Annotated in this window: 17 protein-coding genes; 9 read left to right on the forward strand and 8 right to left on the reverse strand. The window is 68.5% G+C overall.

The window, feature by feature from the left end:
- Positions 1–98 precede the first annotated feature (98 nt).
- Positions 99–1,028: a proline dehydrogenase family protein gene (locus ACIA12_RS26415; protein WP_396369761.1), complete on the forward strand. Its 930-nt coding sequence runs from the start codon at positions 99–101 to the stop codon at positions 1,026–1,028.
- Between the two features lie 306 nt (positions 1,029–1,334).
- Here the strand turns inward: ACIA12_RS26415 and ACIA12_RS26420 are convergent, their stop codons facing one another.
- Positions 1,335–1,496, reverse strand: a complete 162-nt coding sequence (locus ACIA12_RS26420; RefSeq protein WP_396369762.1) for a hypothetical protein — start codon at positions 1,494–1,496, stop codon at positions 1,335–1,337.
- 88 nt (positions 1,497–1,584) lie between these two features.
- On the reverse strand, positions 1,585–2,199 hold the full coding sequence (locus tag ACIA12_RS26425) for a TetR/AcrR family transcriptional regulator (RefSeq protein WP_396369763.1): 615 nt from the start codon (positions 2,197–2,199) through the stop codon (positions 1,585–1,587).
- A gap of 47 nt (positions 2,200–2,246) precedes the next feature.
- Between ACIA12_RS26425 and ACIA12_RS26430 the strand changes: the two genes are divergently transcribed.
- Positions 2,247–3,686, forward strand: a complete 1,440-nt coding sequence (locus ACIA12_RS26430) for an MFS transporter (RefSeq protein WP_396369764.1) — start codon at positions 2,247–2,249, stop codon at positions 3,684–3,686.
- On the opposite strand, the gene ACIA12_RS26435 is transcribed toward ACIA12_RS26430, so the two are convergent.
- A complete protein-coding gene (locus ACIA12_RS26435; protein ID WP_396369765.1) occupies positions 3,683–5,761 on the reverse strand; it encodes a Xaa-Pro dipeptidyl-peptidase in 2,079 nt (692 codons plus the stop codon). The two genes, ACIA12_RS26430 and ACIA12_RS26435, sit on opposite strands and share 4 nt — an antisense overlap.
- Before the next feature lie 142 nt (positions 5,762–5,903).
- Here ACIA12_RS26435 and proC point away from each other — a divergent pair, with 142 nt between their 5' ends.
- Genes proC through ACIA12_RS26450 form a run of 3 tightly spaced genes read left to right on the forward strand, consistent with a single transcriptional unit; the run spans position 5,904 to position 7,819 of the window.
- On the forward strand, positions 5,904–6,713 hold the full coding sequence (proC, locus tag ACIA12_RS26440) for a pyrroline-5-carboxylate reductase (protein ID WP_396369766.1): 810 nt from the start codon (positions 5,904–5,906) through the stop codon (positions 6,711–6,713).
- Complete coding sequence (locus tag ACIA12_RS26445) at positions 6,700–7,149, forward strand: hypothetical protein (protein ID WP_396369767.1); 450 nt, start codon at positions 6,700–6,702, stop codon at positions 7,147–7,149. The genes proC and ACIA12_RS26445 overlap by 14 nt, the downstream gene beginning before the upstream one ends.
- Positions 7,150–7,198: 49 nt before the next feature.
- The gene (locus tag ACIA12_RS26450) at positions 7,199–7,819 is read left to right on the forward strand and encodes a hypothetical protein (RefSeq protein WP_396369768.1); all 621 of its coding nucleotides are present in this window, start codon (positions 7,199–7,201) and stop codon (positions 7,817–7,819) included.
- Here the strand turns inward: ACIA12_RS26450 and ACIA12_RS26455 are convergent.
- The gene (locus tag ACIA12_RS26455; protein ID WP_396369769.1) at positions 7,816–8,250 is read right to left on the reverse strand and encodes a PPOX class F420-dependent oxidoreductase; all 435 of its coding nucleotides are present in this window, start codon (positions 8,248–8,250) and stop codon (positions 7,816–7,818) included. The genes ACIA12_RS26450 and ACIA12_RS26455 overlap by 4 nt on opposite strands.
- 50 nt (positions 8,251–8,300) lie before the next feature.
- Between ACIA12_RS26455 and ACIA12_RS26460 the strand changes: the two genes are divergently transcribed.
- Positions 8,301–8,651 (forward strand): helix-turn-helix domain-containing protein, encoded by a 351-nt coding sequence (locus tag ACIA12_RS26460; protein WP_363813709.1) that lies wholly within the window; start codon positions 8,301–8,303, stop codon positions 8,649–8,651.
- 9 nt (positions 8,652–8,660) lie between these two features.
- Positions 8,661–9,563: a TIGR03560 family F420-dependent LLM class oxidoreductase gene (locus tag ACIA12_RS26465; RefSeq protein ID WP_396369770.1), complete on the forward strand. Its 903-nt coding sequence runs from the start codon at positions 8,661–8,663 to the stop codon at positions 9,561–9,563.
- Positions 9,564–9,582: 19 nt separating this feature from the next.
- Here ACIA12_RS26465 and ACIA12_RS26470 read toward each other — a convergent pair whose 3' ends face one another.
- The 3 genes from ACIA12_RS26470 to ACIA12_RS26480 all read right to left on the reverse strand — a co-directional run bounded on the left by ACIA12_RS26470 (position 9,583) and on the right by ACIA12_RS26480 (position 11,875).
- On the reverse strand, positions 9,583–10,332 hold the full coding sequence (locus tag ACIA12_RS26470; RefSeq protein WP_396369771.1) for an endonuclease/exonuclease/phosphatase family protein: 750 nt from the start codon (positions 10,330–10,332) through the stop codon (positions 9,583–9,585).
- The gene (gene trpS, locus ACIA12_RS26475) at positions 10,329–11,297 is read right to left on the reverse strand and encodes a tryptophan--tRNA ligase (RefSeq protein WP_396369772.1); all 969 of its coding nucleotides are present in this window, start codon (positions 11,295–11,297) and stop codon (positions 10,329–10,331) included. The genes ACIA12_RS26470 and trpS overlap by 4 nt, the downstream gene beginning before the upstream one ends.
- 188 nt (positions 11,298–11,485) lie before the next feature.
- On the reverse strand, positions 11,486–11,875 hold the full coding sequence (locus ACIA12_RS26480; protein WP_396369773.1) for a PPOX class F420-dependent oxidoreductase: 390 nt from the start codon (positions 11,873–11,875) through the stop codon (positions 11,486–11,488).
- Between the two features lie 106 nt (positions 11,876–11,981).
- On the opposite strand from ACIA12_RS26480, the gene ACIA12_RS26485 reads away from it, so the two are divergent.
- Positions 11,982–13,157 (forward strand): acetoin utilization protein AcuC, encoded by a 1,176-nt coding sequence (locus tag ACIA12_RS26485; protein ID WP_396369774.1) that lies wholly within the window; start codon positions 11,982–11,984, stop codon positions 13,155–13,157.
- A 169-nt stretch (positions 13,158–13,326) separates the two neighbouring features.
- The gene (locus tag ACIA12_RS26490; protein WP_343975667.1) at positions 13,327–13,542 is read left to right on the forward strand and encodes a helix-turn-helix domain-containing protein; all 216 of its coding nucleotides are present in this window, start codon (positions 13,327–13,329) and stop codon (positions 13,540–13,542) included.
- Between the two features lie 97 nt (positions 13,543–13,639).
- Here the strand turns inward: ACIA12_RS26490 and metG are convergent, their stop codons facing one another.
- A complete protein-coding gene (gene metG, locus ACIA12_RS26495) occupies positions 13,640–15,115 on the reverse strand; it encodes a methionine--tRNA ligase (RefSeq protein WP_396369775.1) in 1,476 nt (491 codons plus the stop codon).
- Positions 15,116–15,326: the final 211 nt, after the last annotated feature.

Below are 15,326 nucleotides of genomic sequence, written 5' to 3' on the forward strand. Positions count from 1 at the left end.
ATTAGGGACGGCCCGGTTCAGGCGCGTAGCCTGCTGACACCCCTGATTCATCGCGCGGCATGGGGCCGGGTGGGACGGGAAACGAGGAGGAACGCGAAGTGCTTCGGCGAGTCCTGCTGGGCGTGTCCCGCAGCCCCCAGATCAAGAAGGCCGTCTCGGCGATGCCCGTCTCCAGCGGCATCGTGGCCCGGTTCGTGGCCGGCGAGACCGCTCCGGAGGCCGTCCTGGCCACCGAGAAGCTGGTCAGCAACGGCCTGAACGTCACCCTCGACCACCTCGGCGAGGACGTCACCGACATCGCCGCCGCCACCGCGACGGCCGACGCCTACCTCGAGCTGCTCAAGCAGCTGTCCGCCGCCGGCCTGACCGCCAACGCGGAGGTCTCGGTCAAGCTGTCCGCCGTCGGCCAGGCGCTGCCGGGTGACGGCGAGAAGATCGCTCTGGAGAACGCCCGGTCGATCTGCCACGCGGCCCGCAATGCCGGTACGACGGTGACGCTGGACATGGAGGACCACACCACCACGGACTCCACGCTGAGCATCCTGCGTGAGCTGCGGCAGGACTTCCCCGAGACGGGCGCGGTGCTGCAGGCGTACTTGCGGCGTACCGAATCGGACTGTGTCGACCTGGCCTACGCGGGTTCGCGGGTGCGGCTGTGCAAGGGTGCCTACAAGGAGCCCGAGTCGGTCGCCTTCCAGGACAAGCGCGCCGTGGACAAGGCGTACGTCCGGGCGATGAAGGTGCTGATGAACGGCGCCGGCTACCCGATGATCGCCTCCCACGACCCCCGTCTGATCGCCATCGCCGGCTCCCTGGCCGACCGTGCGGGTCGCGAGCGCGGCTCGTACGAGTACCAGATGCTCTTCGGCATCCGCCCGGAAGAGCAACTCCGCCTCGCCCGCGACGGCCAAACCGTCCGCGTCTACATCCCCTACGGCGAAGACTGGTACGGCTACCTCGTCCGCCGCCTGGCCGAACGCCCCGCCAACCTCCAGTTCTTCGCGCGTTCCCTGATCAGCAAGAAGTAACCCCCACGCGGGTATCCCACGCGCCCGCCGCGCTCGCTCCTTCGTCGAGCGGTGCGGCGACGGCGGACCGCCATGCCATCAAAGCCCGGCTGAACCTCCCGCGATGCGGTGAGGCTCATCCCACACGACAGCCCATTGATGTGCTGGCGGTCCGGCCGTTGCCATCAGCAACCGAACCCGCCTCGGACGTCGTCCGCGACGGTCCGGCGTACGCGGCGACAGGACGTCCTCAGGCGGTGGGCGTGGGGCAGGCGGTGCGAGCGGCTGAAATCGGCGCTTCCACCTGTCGTCGTGTTCGGGATCGGGTTATCCGCCCCATCCTGTGTCTGGCGACCAGCCGCCGCCGCTGGGCCAGTCGCTGGATTGGGGGGTGGTGGTTGGGGCGGCGGAGGTCACCGACAGGGCGAGTGGGGTGAGGATCGCGGCGACTGCGAGGAGTTGGGCGAGCTTGTTGCGAAGGTTGGGCATCGGGTTCTCCTGGGGAACGGATGGTTTCTCAGCAGGAGAGCTGTTGGGGCCTGGAGTGGGCAAGGATTTTGCAGGTAGCTGCAAGGCGTTACTGGCTTGGGAAGGTTCCCTCGCGGAGGTGGGTGAAGAGTTGATTCAGGCGGCGGCGGTGGTTGGCCGGCGTGGTGGCTGAGGGGGATTCGGCTATTCGGTGGCGGGCTGTTTCCACCAGGACTGTGGTGTAGCCGGCGATGAAGAAGGCGGACAACAATGCCGGGTCGCCTTTGAAGGTCGGGTCTTGGGTTAGTTCGGACGTGAGGGTTTGCTGGAGGTCGGCGGCCAGTTCCCGGGCTCGGGCGATGAGGGCGGGGGAGCCGGCGACTGTGCGGAAGAACGTGACGGAGCGGTCGTTGAGGCCGGACAAGGGGTGTTTGTCGTCGGCCAGGCGGTAGGTCAGGGCTTCCAGGGAGGCCAGGGCATCGGTGTCGGGGGCTCGGTCGCGGATCGCGGCGCGGAGGAACTCGTGGGCGTCGTCCACCCGGTCGAGGAAGAGGTCTTCCTTGCGGGGGAAGTGGTTGAAGACCGTGACGCTGGAGACGCCGGCCTCGCGGGCGATCTCGGCGACGGTGACCGGGTCGTAGCCGCGTTCCAGGAACAGGCTGGTCGCGACGGCCAGGATCCGGGCTCGCGTCTGAGGTCCGCCGCGCGCGCTTGTCCGAGGCATGTTCTCACTCTCTTGTGTAACTAAATTTAGTGACATAACCTAGTGGCATGTCACCTCAACAGTCCACCGCCATTGTGGTCCGCGAGCCCCGGTCGTTGCGGGAGGCCTGGGTGGCCCTGGCGGGGCTCGCCGCGGTGTTCCTCTTCGAGATGCTCGACAACTCGATCCTGAACGTCGCGCTGCCCACCATCGGCCGCGAGCTGCACGCCTCGACCACGAACCTGCAGTGGGCGACCGGCGCCTACGCGGTGGTGTTCGGCGGACTGATGCTCGCGGCCGGCGCGATCGCCGATCGGTTCGGGCGGCGCCGGATCATGTTGATCGGACTGGTCCTGCTCGGTCTCTCGAGCCTGGCGACCGCCTTCGTCACCACGGCGGAGCAGTTGATCGCCGTCCGGGTCGCAATGGGCGTCGCCGCCGCGATGACCACGCCCGGTTCGATGGCGCTGGCCTTCCGGCTGTTCGGCGACGACGGGCTCCGGCTCCGCGCGCTGAACCTGATCTCGACCGTCGGCATGGTCGGCCTCGCGATCGGCCCGACCACCGGCGGCTTCGTGCTGGCCGTCGCGCCCTGGCAGGTGCTCCTGCTGGTCAACGTCCCGATCGCGGCACTCGCGTTCATCGGCGTCCGAACCGGTATCGCCGCCGACACTCAGGCCGAGCTGCACCGCGATCCGCTGGACATCGCGGGCGCACTACTCGGTACGGCAACGATCGTGCTGGCCCTCATCGCGCCGACGCTCTTCGTCAACCAAGGCGAAAGCTCCTGGCTCGCTTGGGCCGCGACGGCGACCGCAGTAGCAACCGCGATCGCGTACTACCTCCGCGAGCGCTCAGCGCGCTACCCGCTGCTCGACCCGAAGCTCGTCGCCCACCCACTGGTCTCCAGTGGCCTGGCGTTCAAGGCCGCCTCCGCGCTGGCCGTCGCAGGCCTCAGCTACCTGGTGACCCTGCAACTGCAGCTCGACTGGGGATGGTCACCGGCCCTGGCGGCCATCGGTATGTTGCCGCAGGTCATCGTCTTGCTGGCAGGCAGCGCGTTCGTCAACCCATTCGTCAAACTGGTCGGCCTCGAGTGGGCAGCCCGGCTCAGCGCCGCAGCAGTCGTCGCCGGGCTCGCCGTCTACGCAGTACTGGGCAGGCTCGGCTACCCCTGGATCGCCCTCGCGCTAGTACTGGTGGCGGCCGGTATGCGAGTGGTCGGCCTGGTCGCCGGTACCAACGTCCTCCGCGGTCTCCCGGAGAACCGGACCACGATCGGTGCGGCCCTGGTCGACACCGCCGGCGAGGTCACCTCCGGTGCCGGTATCGCCATCACCGGCACCGTCCTCGCCGCGCTGTTCACCGGCAGCATCGCCACGTCGCACTGGAGCGCCGAGCAGACCAGCCAGTTCCGCGAGGCGGTGATGGTCGCGGGTCTCACCATCACCGCCGTCGCGGCCGCACTCGTTGCCTGGGGCATCCTCCGTTCGAGGAAAGCCGCCTAAGAAGTAGCTGCCTTGAAAGCGTTGATCCCACCGACGACCGGCAGGTTGAACGAGCTGCCGTGCAGGTTGAGGGTGAGCTTGGTGCCCGCCGGCGGCCGGACCGTGAAGTCGTGGTCGCTGGACAGAACCATCAGGGCCAAGCGGTTGCCTGCCGGTACTACGACATCCTTCGGCTGCATGTCCACGTCGACCCGGTCGGTGGCGCCGATCCGGATCGGGGTCTCGACCCAGTCCGAATCGCGGTTGGCCGGATCGCGCCAGCCGCGGGTGAGGATCGTCGCGGTCCCGTTCGGGGCGTAGCTGACCAGTGCCACCGACAGGTTCGCCCGGCTGGCGCTGAAGGCGACCTTGAGTGACACGGTCGGCGTGCCGCTGATCCGGACGGGCTGGGTCAGCGGCCCGGTCTGGTAGATCAGCCGTTCCGGCGAAGCAGCCGCGTTGGCCGAGGTCGTCGCGTTGATCGAGGCGTCGTCGACGAGGGTCTCGCGGATGGAGCCGTCCTTGCCGACGGTGAGGCCGCCCCGAGCGTTCCCGCCCGGCGTGAACCGGAGATCGACCCCGCCAGTGGTGGGGTCGGGCCATTCGGCGTACGGGGTGGGGTTGGCGGTGCCGCAGACCAGGTTGACGACGGTGCCTCCGGCAACCTTCTGGCCGGCGCCGGTCGCGACTGCCGACGACAGCGTCAAGTGGGTGCTGTCAGGGATGTTGGAGATCAGCCGCGTGGTGCTGGTGATCGTCCCGTTTGCGGTGGTCTGCGGCACGGTCAGTGTGAACCCGATCCGGAACGCGCTGGTGTCGGCCACCGTCAGCGTCGCCGTGTTCGCCTGGTCGCCGGTCACCGTGCTCTGCCGGGCCGGGCAGGCCGCCGGTTCGCGGACGACCCAGGACCGAGGCAGCTGCTCGACACCGTTCTGTACGCCGTACAGGTACCGCGTGAACCAGTAGTTGATCAGCACGTCCGGCGGCGCGCCACCGTGGCCGCCCTGGTGGAAGTAGAACATGTGCGGCACGCCCTGCTTCTTCAGCGCTTCGTAGAACTGGGCCGCGTTCTTCGTCATCACGTTGAAGTCATTGTTGCCGTGCGCAACCAATGCGGCGGCGTGCACGTTCTGCACGTCCTTCATGTAGTTGCGTTCCTGCCAGAAGGCGCTGCGGTCACCCGTCGCCCGGTCCTGGTTCGCCTTCAGCTCGTCGAGCACCGGCTGGCAGATCGTCCGCTGGGTGGTCTCGTCCAGCCGCGAGTAGACCGCGTCGGCCAGGACGTCGAGGTCCTCACCCTGGAACCCGCCCGGCGCCCGGACCATGCCGTTGGCGCGGTAGTAGTCGTACCAGTCGGAGATCGCCGAGATCGGCACGATCGCCTCGAGCCCCTGTACTCCGGTAGTCGCCACCGCCTCAGGAATCGTCCCGTTGTAGGACGTCCCCATCATCCCGACCTTGCCGGTCGTCCAGGATGCGACCGCGGGCGTATCGCCGTCTCGAGTCGTGTACGCCGGTACGCGACCGTTCAGCCAGTCGATGACCGCCTTGCCGGCCAGCGTCTCATTGCTACCGCCCGACGTCGCGCAACCGTCCGAATGGCCGGTACCGGGCGACTCCGCGTGAACGACGGCGAACCCGCGTGGCACCCACCGCGACTCGTAGATGGTGCTGATCACCGGGCTGGTCTCACGCCCGGCCTGGAACGGGGTGGTGACCCGCGATGCCGGCGGCTGGCCGAGCGGGTGGTCGACGCCCCAGTTCGCCGCGTCGTTGAGGCCGGCGTAGTACGGGCTGTCCTCGAAGATCACCGGCACCTTGAGGCCGTCGGTCAGCACCTCGCCGGGCGCGGTGAAGTCCGCGTGGATCCGGTCGGCGCGACCGTCCCCGTCGGAGTCGAACGGCGCCTGCACCCAGACCTCGCCGCTGTACCAGTCGGCCGGGTTGGTCGAGAAGACATCCTGGGCCAAGCCGTTCACGAAAGTTGGTGTCACACCCTGCGCCTGCGCGGCCACCGGCGCGGTGGCGAGCAAGGCCCCCGCCACCAGAGCGGCCGCCGCCGCGGCGCCGGTCACCCCTCGAACACGTCGTCTCATTCGGTCCACCTCACGTTGTCGTCGGCCCCCGAACCTGTTGGCTGCATCATCCGGTGCCGCCCGGAGCCCGGCAATTAATTAACGGCCGCGAGCCGAGCACAAGGGAATTCCTTCGAACAGCCGCACCGCTAACCTGAGTGCCATGAGTGAGAACGGGCAGGTGGCCATTCTTGGCGCCGGTGTGATGGGTGAGACGTTGTTGTCCGGGCTGCTGCGCGCCGGACGGCGACCGGCCGAGCTGCTGATCACCGAGCGGCGCGAGGAGCGCGCGGCCGAGCTGCGCGAGCGGTACGGCGTGGATGTGGTGACCAACGTGGAGGCCGCGGGGAAGGCCGACACCCTGGTCCTGGTGGTCAAGCCGCAGGACATGCCCGATCTGCTGGCCGAGATCGCCCCGGCGATTCGTTCGAGCCAGACCATCGTCTCGCTGGCGGCCGGTATCACCACCACCTTCATCGAGTCGCGGCTGCCCGAGGGCGTCGCCGTCGTCCGGGTGATGCCGAACACGCCGGCCCTGGTCGACGAGGGGATGGCGGCGATCTCCCGGGGCGCCCATTGCGACGAGAGCCACCTGGTCCTGGCTGAGGGGCTGCTGGCCGCGACTGGGCGAGTCATCCGGGTTCCCGAGAAGCAGCAGGACGCGGTGACGGCGATCTCGGGTTCGGGTCCGGCGTACATCTTCTTCGTGGTTGAGTCGATGATCGAGGCGGGCGTGCACATGGGCCTGCCGCGCTCGACCGCGACCGACCTGGTCGTCCAGACGCTCTTCGGCTCGGCCAAGCTGCTCCGCGAGACGGGCGAGCACCCGACCGTACTGCGGGAGCGCGTCACCTCCCCGGGCGGTACGACGGCCGCCGCGGTCCGCGAACTCGAGGACCACAAGGTCCGAGCCGCCTTCTTGTCGGCCATCGAAGCCGCCCGCAACCGTTCCCGGGACCTTGCCGCCGAGTAGCCCGGGCGCCAGCGACCCCCAGCCGCCCGCCCGTGTCACCCCAGCCCCGCTGAAGTCGGTCCCGCCCCTGCCCTGGTCACCACGGCTGAAATATCGCCTGTACCACGGGCTGACGGTACGGACCGACGAGCTCGTGCTCCGTGGGCCGCTGCTGCGCCGCCGGTACAGCTGGAAAGCGGTCGACGGCGTGCAGCGGCGGGGCGAGAAGAAGGTCGTCATCGACCTCGGCCATCGGGGCAGGCGGACCTTCAAGTACGACGGTCTCAACGGCCGGCCGACTGCCGATCAGGTGGCGGGCGTGGTGGAGCGGCTGCGCGGTAACAACACCTCGGCGTTGACCAGTTACCGGGTGTCGTTATCCTGGGGCGCCGTGGTCTTTCTGCCTGCGGTTGTGGCGGTCGCCGTCGCGATCGCCTGGGCGTTGATCAAGGGGTAAGTCGATGTCGGATCAGCTAATCCACGCTGAGGGGTCTAGGGTCCCGCCCATGGGAAATCGTTCGAGCGGCACCGACGACGCTGCCGCGCGCCCAGCAACCGACTCCACCAGCGCCGGCGCCTTCGACGACGGCTCGTTCAGCGGCGAAGGCGCGGCCCTGCCTGCGTTGCCCTGGCGGGTGCCGCTGGATCCCGCGCCGTGGTGGGCGTGGGCGCTGTTCGTGGTGCCATTCATTGCCGTTCCGGCGCTGAACTCCTGGCTCTGGATGGGTGCCCGGGACTTCCTCGCGGTCGGCCTCTTCACCGTCATCGGCGCCTCCGTCGTCCGGGTCGCCGGCGGGGTCGTGCTGTACCGGGTCGAGATCACCGCCACCGCACTGAAGGCCCGCACCAGCCTGCTCGTCCGCAGCCTCGCCTGGCAGGACGTCGACGACATCGAGATCGTCGACGACTCCGTGGTGCTGACCAGCGGCAAGGACGAGAACGAGATCAACGGCATTGCCAAGGGCCAGACCCTCGACTCCGCCGCCGTCATGCAGGCAGCCCGCGCCGCCGCCGACAACCAGCCGGTACGCCGCTCCCGCCCACGCCCCGGCATCGGAGTCGTCTTCGTCCTGGCCTACCTCGTACTCGCAGTAGGCGCCTTCCTCCTCCGCTGGCACCTCCTCTAACCCCGTGCTGCCCATGGACCTTCGCCGGTGATCTTCTCCGGGGTGATCCGGGCGATCACCGCCGTTGCGGAGTACCGGTTCTCGAAGGGGTAGTCCTTGCCCAGGTACCGCTGCGCCTGCTTGTCCATCAACTCGGTCCACTCCTCACCGATCTCCGGCCCGGAGAGCTCCGCGCGTCCACGGATCACCAGGTACTGCGCGAGCCCGCGCCGGCTGGGCTGGTCGTCCTCGATGATCACTGTGACGCGGGGATCGCGCCGCAAGTTCGCTGCCTTGCGCTGGTACCCCTCCATCCCGATCAGCACCTGGTCGCCGTCGCGCTCGGCCCAGACCAGGGATGCCTGCGGTGAACCGTCCGCGTCGACGGTGACGAGGACGGCGTGGTTGTCGGTGGCGAACAGCCGATGAGTGCTTTCAGGCAACGAGATCATGCTTGCGACGCTAGACAGCGCAACGGGAACCTCTAAGTACCCTTGGTCACGTGGACGGCATCGGTGACGTATTCCTGGCGGACTGTCCGGCGCGGCTCGCCGTCGAAGTGATCGCCGACAAGTGGGCGGTCGTGGTGCTGTGGGGGCTCAGCGAAGGGCCGCGGCGGCATGGCGAACTGGTCGACCTGATCGGCGGGATCTCGAAGAAGGTCCTCACCCAGACCCTGCGCCGGCTCCAGACCAACGGGCTGGTCACCCGGCACGACTACGGCGGCGTACCGCCCCGGGTCGAGTACGACCTGACCGAGCTCGGCAAGACCCTGATGGAGCCGATCCGGATGCTGACCACCTGGGCCGCCGACAACGGGGAGGCCGTGCTGGCGGCTCAGGAGAGTGCATAGAGTCGGGGTATGGACTTCTCCCTCTGGCCCAGCGCCACCCGGACTTGGCAGGAAGTACTCGACGGCGCGGAGTACGCCGAACGGACGGGCTGGTCGGCCGTCTGGATGGCCGACCACTTCATGATGAACAACGGTGACTTCTCGATCCCGATGAACGAGTGCTTCGCGTTGCTGGCCGGGCTGGCGGTGAAGACCGAGCGGGTCCGGATCGGCTCGATGGTGCTCGGCAACACCTACCGGCACCCGGCAGTGGTGGCGAACCAGGCGGCGACGCTCGACCAGATGAGCGGCGGCCGGTTCGTGCTCGGCCTCGGCGCGGGCTGGCAGGTGAACGAGCACCAGGTGTACGGGATCGAGCTGCCTCCGGTGAAGGAACTGCTGGCCCGGTTCGAGGAGGCCTGCCAGGTGATCACCGGGCTGCTCACCCAGGAGCGCACGACCGTCGACGGCAAGTACTACCAGCTCACCGAGGCGCCACTGGAACCCAAGCCGGCCAAGCTTCCGATCCTGATCGGTGCCTCCGGCGAAAAGGTTGCTCTAGGCATCGTTGCGAGGTACGCCGACGAGTGGAACCACTGGGGCCTGCCGGAACTCGCCGAGCACAAGGGCGCCGTGTTCCGCGAGCACTGTGAGCGGATCGGCCGCGACCCGTCGACGGTCCGCCGCTCGACCCAGGCGATGATCGAGATCATCGAGCCGGGCGACACCGAGGCCGAGGGCCGGCGGGACAGCCTGCTCGCGGCCGGCCGGCCGACGATCATGGGGTCGGCCGAGTACGTGCTCGACGTGGTCTCCCGCTATCCCGCGGCCGGCATCGACGAGTTCCTGGTCCCCGACGGCTCCCTCGGCACCGGCTCCCAGCGCTTCGACCACCTCGAGCGGTTGAGGACAGAGGTCTTCGAGAAGATTTAGCAGCGCCGGCGGCCCGGGGTCAGAGCTCGAGCGTCGCCACCACCGGCCAGTGGTCGCTCGGGAGGCGACCACCGGGCCGGTGGTGCGAGACCTCGGCGTCGACGACGTGCCAGTTCTTGCTGATCAAGATGTGGTCGATGCGTTCCCGGTCGGTGGCGCCGGTGAAGTCGTGGAAGGTGCCACCGGCCTCGGCTGGTACGGCGTCCCGCCAGCCCGCCTCCAGGAACACCTTCACGGGAAGGGATTCCGGCTCGACGTTGAGGTCGCCGAGCACGACCCAGTGCAGCTCCGGCTCGGCGGCCGTCCATCGATCGATCAGCTTCGACGACTCCAGTTGGGCGAGCCCGCCGACGTGGTCGTAGTGCGTGTTCGCGATCCCGACTCGGGTGCCGGTGGCGTTCGACAGTCGTACCAGCGTGGCGATCCGGGTGAGATTCGCGTCCCACCCGACCGACCCCGGCGTCGACGGCTCCGCCGACAGCCACCGCGTCTCATGTGAGTCCACCTCCCAGGAGCCGCGCCGGATCATCACCACCGAGTGCTCGCCCGCGTGGACGCCGTCATCCCGCCCGGCCCCGACCATCTCGTACTGCGCGAACCTCTCGCGCAAGTACTCCAACTGGTCGGGCAGCACCTCCTGCAACCCGACCACGTCGGCCGCCAACTCCTCGATCGCCGCCGCGGTCGCCTCGCGGCGCAGTACCCACGAGTCGTCACCGTCGGGCGCCGAAGAGTTCCGGATGTTGAACGTCGCCACACGAAGTCTCACATCGTCGATCCTGCCAAACCCATCGCGACCGTCGCCGCCCGGAGTCGTGGTGCGCTCGCCTCGATCGCCCGGTCCCGTCCCTGGGCGAGGGCCGCGTCGATCGCGGCCGGGTCGGAGGCCAGCCGCGCGTACTCCTTCTGCAGCGGCTCGATGACCGCGAGCACGGCGTCCGCGACGTCGGACTTCAGCGCGCCGTACGTCTCGTACGAGCCGGCCAGTTCGACCGGATCGCCGTCGGTGCAGGCGGCCAGGATCTCCAGCAGGTTGGTGATTCCGGGCTTGGTCGCCTCGTCGTGACGCACCTCGCCGTCCGAGTCGGTGACCGCGCGCATGACCTGGCGGCGGATCACGTCCGGCGGGTCGAGCAGCCGGATCGTACCGACCGCGTTGTCCTCGTCGGACTTGCTCATCTTCGCGGTGGGGTTGGCCAGATCCTTGATCCGCATTGCCAGCGCGGCCTTCTGCAGCTCCGGTACGACGAAGGTCTCGCCGTACTCCCGGTTGAACCGGATCGCGACATCGCGCGCCAGCTCGACGTGCTGGTCCTGGTCGCCTCCGACGGGGACGCGATCCGTGCCGTACAGCAGGATGTCCGCGGCCATCAGGCACGGATAGGTGAACAGCGAGGCCCGCGTCATCGGTCTGCCCCGGCCCTTCTCCTTGTATTGGATCATCCGCGACAACTCCCCGACGTACGAGGTGCACTCGAGCAGGTACGCGAGCTGGGCGTGAGCCGGTACGTCGGACTGCACGAACACCGTCCCCGGTGGCAGCCCGGCGGCGAGCATCAGCGTCGCCATCTCCCGGGTCAGCGCGCGCAGCCGGCGTGGATCGTGCTTGGTCGTCATCGCGTGCTGGTTCGCGACGAAGTAGAACCCGTCCGGGTCGGTGAACCGGCGCAGCGCACCGAGGTGGTTCCCGAGCGTGAGCCGTCCGGACGGGGTGATGCCAGAGAGCGAGGTCATGGTCTGGTCCTTTGCCGATCGAGCCCCACCGACCGACGGACACACAAAAAAGGCCGCCTCGGCGAGGCGGCCTTTGTGGGTGCGCGTGAACGCAGCAGGGTCCGCCTAAGCGGCCCACCACTGCTGCAGATTGAAAGCGTTCACCCGAAAACCATAGCCCGTACTACGCCCGCCCCGCCACCCACCCGTCAGGAGGCGACGTCTCGGCGGCTGCTGTCCTCGAAGCCCCAGCTGAGGATGCGCTCGGGATGGATCCGGATCAGCTCGCGACTGAACCCGGGCATCGGCGGCTCGGCGTCGACGATCGCCTCCGCCCGCCCACGGATCTCGATCCCGCGCACCACCCACCCGTGCTCGGTCGACAGATCGTCGATCACCAGCGACACCTGCGGGTCGGCCTGCACGTTGTGGAACTTCCGGCTGGCTCCCATCCGGTGGCCGCCGATGTCGATGTGGCCGTCGGCGAGGAAGAACCCGACCGGGTTGTTCTGCACGGTCCCGTCCGGAACCTTGGTGGCCAGCCGGCCAAGTCGCTGCCCGGCCAGAAATTCCAGTTCACCGGCGCTGAAGATGCTCATGTCGGCAGTCTTCAACCTCAACCAACATTCAGGTCAAGTGGTTCGATAGACACAAGCGATCGGCTGAGCGGGGGACCGGACCGCGGTCGCGGGCTAAGGTCGGGGCATGAGCGGTGAGGCGATGCTGGTCTTCGACGAGGGGCTGACGGCGTACGACTTCGGGCACGGGCATCCGATGAGTCCGATCCGGGTGGATCTGACGATTCGGCTGGCGCGCGCGCTCGGCGTACTCGATCAGCTGAAGGTGGTGCCCGCGCCGGTGGCGGACGACGCGCTGCTGCGGACCGTGCACACGGCCGAGTACATCGCGGCCGTGAAGCGGGCCGGGGAGGATCCGGATCAGCCGGATCCGGAGCACGGGCTCGGCACCGACGACACGTACTGCTTCCCGCGGATGCATGAGGCATCGGCCCACGTGGTCGGGGCCTCCGTCGAGGCCGCCCGGGCCGTGTGGGAGGGCGACGTGCTGCACGCTGCCAACATCTCCGGCGGGCTCCACCACGCGATGCCGGGGATGGCCAGCGGCTTCTGCGTCTACAACGACCCGGCCATCGCGATCCAGTGGCTGCTCGACCACGGGGCGGAGCGGGTCGCCTACGTCGACGTGGACGTGCACCACGGCGACGGCGTACAGACAGTGTTCTACAACGACCCGCGTGTACTGACCGTGAGCCTGCACGAGTCGCCGACGACCCTGTTCCCGGGCACGGGCGGCCCGGGGGAGACCGGTGGGCCGGATGCGGAGGGCACTGCGGTCAACATCCCGCTGCCGCCCGGTACCGGAGATGCGGGCTGGCTCCGGGCGTTCCACGCGATCGTGCCGGACGTGGTGAAGGCGTTCAAGCCGTCGGTGCTCGTCACCCAGCACGGCTGCGACTCCCATGCGGAGGACCCGCTGGCGCACCTGACCAAGACGGTCGACGGCCAGCGCGCGGCGTACCTGGCCCTGCACGACCTGGCCCACCAGGTCTGCGACGGCAAATGGGTGTCGACCGGTGGTGGGGGCTACGCGATCATCGACGTCGTACCGCGCGCCTGGACCCATCTGCTGGCGATCGTGGCCGGAGAGCCGATCGACCCGGAGACGGCGGTGCCGGAGTCGTGGCGCGAGGACATCCGGATCAGGTTCGACCGGGTCGCGCCGTTGCGGATGACGGACGGGCGCGCTCCGACGTACGCCGACTGGTCGACCGGGTACAACCCCGACACCTGGCTGGATCGCTCGATCAAGGCGACCCGGGACATCAGCTTCCCGCTGCTCGGCCTCGATCCGACGTACTAGATCCAGCCTGGATCCGGCCACTGCGACACTCCGATCCGGCTGAACCATCCAGTCACACCAGGCACCCTCTTTCCCATTCGCACCAACAGCCACTACGCTCTGTCCATGCACGGGCGGAGGTGCCGGAGGGGAAGCCGGCGCACGATCCGTGCTGGAAGTGCGGTGCGTTATGGCATCAAAGAAGTCCGGTGGTGAGTCGCCGCTCGCCGAGGTGAAGTTTCTGACCGTGGCGGAGGTCGCCACGGCCATGCGCGTGTCCAAGATGACGGTGTACCGGTTGGTGCACTCCGGAGAGCTGCCCGCGGTGCGGGTGGGTCGGTCGTTCCGGGTGTCTGAGGGCGCGGTGCACGACTACCTCAAAGGCGCGTTCTTCCAAACCGGATAACCACGAGAAGCACAGCGGCCGGAATCCCCTCGGGGACCGGCCGCTGCGCCTTGTCCGCATCCAGCCACCGCGGGGCCGGCGCGGGGCCTGCGCTGGCTCAGGTGAGCCTGGGGAACAGTGGCGTTGCGGGTGGGAGGACGCCGTCGATCGGGGTGCACTGGGTGGTGATGCGGGCGGCCGCGCTCGGCAGGAAAGGCGACAGCTCGCCGGCCAGTGCGAGGCAGGCGTGCTGGAGGGTGGCCAGGACCTTTGCCAGCAAGGGGTCCTGGGTCTTGGCGAGCTGCCACGGCTCGGTGGTCTCGATGTAGCGGTTGGCGGACTCGACGATGTCCCACAGCGCGGTGGCCGCTTTGCGGAAGTCGTAGTTCGCCAGGGCGGCCTCGATGCTGTCGGGTGCGTTGCTGACAGCGGTTCGGAGCTCTCCGGGGGCCGGTTGGAGGTTGGGGACGCGGCCGTCGTAGTACCGGTGGATCAGGGAGACGACGCGGTTGACGAGGTTGCCGAGGCCGCCGGCGAGGTCTGAGTTGCTGCGGGCGATCAGGCGTTCGCGGGTGAAGTCCGCGTCGCCGATCCGCGGGACGTCGCGGAGCAGCCACCAGCGGACGGCGTCGACGCCGACCTCGTCGACGAGGTCGGCCGGGTCGATCGTCGTACCGGCGGATTTGCTGATCTTGCGGCCGTCGACGGTGAGGTAGTCGTGGACGAGGATCTCGGTCGGGAGCTTGAGTCCCGCTGACAGCAGTGTCGCGGGCCAGTAGACGGCGTGGAAGCGGACGACTCCCTTGCCCAGCAGGTGAATCCGGTCGTCGGAAGTCTGCCACCAATGCTCCAGGTCGGCGCTGTCGGTGCCGTAGCCGAGACTCGACACATAGTTGCCCAGGGCATCCCACCAGACGTAGACGACCTGGTCGGGATCGCCAGGGACCGGGATGCCCCAGCCCCGAGCCCGGCGCTGCGAGCGCGAGACGGAGAAGTCGTGCAGCCCACCATCGATCAGGGCCAGTACTTCGTTGCGCCGGGTGGCTGGCTCGATTCTCAGCCGGCCGGTGGTGATCAGGTCGCGGAGTTGTTCGGAGTACCGGGAGAGGCGGAAGAACCAGTTCTCCTCCGCGACGAGCTGGGGCTCGGTGCCGTGGTCGGGGCAGCGGCCTTCGGTGAGGTCCTCCGGTTGGTAGAACTGTTCGCAGCCGACGCAGTACAGGCCCTCGTAGTGCTTGCGGTAGAGATCGCCGGCGTCGGCGCACCGCTGCCAGATGCGCTCGACACCGGCCCGGTGGCGTGGGTCGCTGCTGGTTCTGATGAAGTCGTCGAAGGACAGGTTGAGTGGCTCGCGCAGGCCTTCGAAGGCCGCTGCGTTGCGGTCGACCAGCTCCTGTACTGGGATGCCTTCCGCCTCGGCGGCGAGCACGTTCTTCAGGGAATTGTCGTCCGTACCGGTGAGGAAACGGACCTCGTCGCCGCGGCGGCGGCGATGCCGGGCGAGCACGTCGGCCTGGACCAGCTCGAGGGCGAAGCCCAGGTGCGGGCGGGCGTTGACGAACGGGATGGTGGTGGTCAGATAGGAACGCGTCATCGGGATCTCCTGCTGGATGGGAAGGAGAGCCGGGACGACGCCGCCCGGTGAAACGCGAACGAGGCCCCGACTCGGGGCCTCGGATCGAATACGTCCGTCGCTGTACCCCGCGCTAGCGGGGCATCATCTGCTGCGACGGGAAGCTGTTCACGGCTTTGAGATTACCAGGCTGGTGGTTGAGCCCATAGTCGATTCGGCGGCCACGGAAACT

This window comes from Kribbella sp. NPDC051620 (genome assembly GCF_044453825.1).
In the GTDB taxonomy this organism is placed as follows: domain Bacteria; phylum Actinomycetota; class Actinomycetes; order Propionibacteriales; family Kribbellaceae; genus Kribbella.

What these genes read in the sequence shown, in the direction of transcription:
- ACIA12_RS26420 (WP_396369762.1), bottom strand. Translation starts at nt 1,496, where the DNA reads ATGCCCAACCTTCGCAACAAGCTCGCCCAACTCCTCGCAGTCGCCGCG.
- ACIA12_RS26425 (WP_396369763.1), bottom strand. Translation starts at nt 2,199, where the DNA reads ATGCCTCGGACAAGCGCGCGCGGCGGACCTCAGACGCGAGCCCGGATC.
- ACIA12_RS26430 (WP_396369764.1), top strand. Translation starts at nt 2,247, where the DNA reads ATGTCACCTCAACAGTCCACCGCCATTGTGGTCCGCGAGCCCCGGTCG.
- ACIA12_RS26435 (WP_396369765.1), bottom strand. Translation starts at nt 5,761, where the DNA reads ATGAGACGACGTGTTCGAGGGGTGACCGGCGCCGCGGCGGCGGCCGCT.
- proC (WP_396369766.1), top strand. Translation starts at nt 5,904, where the DNA reads ATGAGTGAGAACGGGCAGGTGGCCATTCTTGGCGCCGGTGTGATGGGT.
- ACIA12_RS26450 (WP_396369768.1), top strand. Translation starts at nt 7,199, where the DNA reads ATGGGAAATCGTTCGAGCGGCACCGACGACGCTGCCGCGCGCCCAGCA.
- ACIA12_RS26455 (WP_396369769.1), bottom strand. Translation starts at nt 8,250, where the DNA reads ATGATCTCGTTGCCTGAAAGCACTCATCGGCTGTTCGCCACCGACAAC.
- ACIA12_RS26465 (WP_396369770.1), top strand. Translation starts at nt 8,661, where the DNA reads ATGGACTTCTCCCTCTGGCCCAGCGCCACCCGGACTTGGCAGGAAGTA.
- trpS (WP_396369772.1), bottom strand. Translation starts at nt 11,297, where the DNA reads ATGACCTCGCTCTCTGGCATCACCCCGTCCGGACGGCTCACGCTCGGG.
- ACIA12_RS26480 (WP_396369773.1), bottom strand. Translation starts at nt 11,875, where the DNA reads ATGAGCATCTTCAGCGCCGGTGAACTGGAATTTCTGGCCGGGCAGCGA.
- ACIA12_RS26485 (WP_396369774.1), top strand. Translation starts at nt 11,982, where the DNA reads ATGAGCGGTGAGGCGATGCTGGTCTTCGACGAGGGGCTGACGGCGTAC.
- ACIA12_RS26490 (WP_343975667.1), top strand. Translation starts at nt 13,327, where the DNA reads ATGGCATCAAAGAAGTCCGGTGGTGAGTCGCCGCTCGCCGAGGTGAAG.
- metG (WP_396369775.1), bottom strand. Translation starts at nt 15,115, where the DNA reads ATGACGCGTTCCTATCTGACCACCACCATCCCGTTCGTCAACGCCCGC.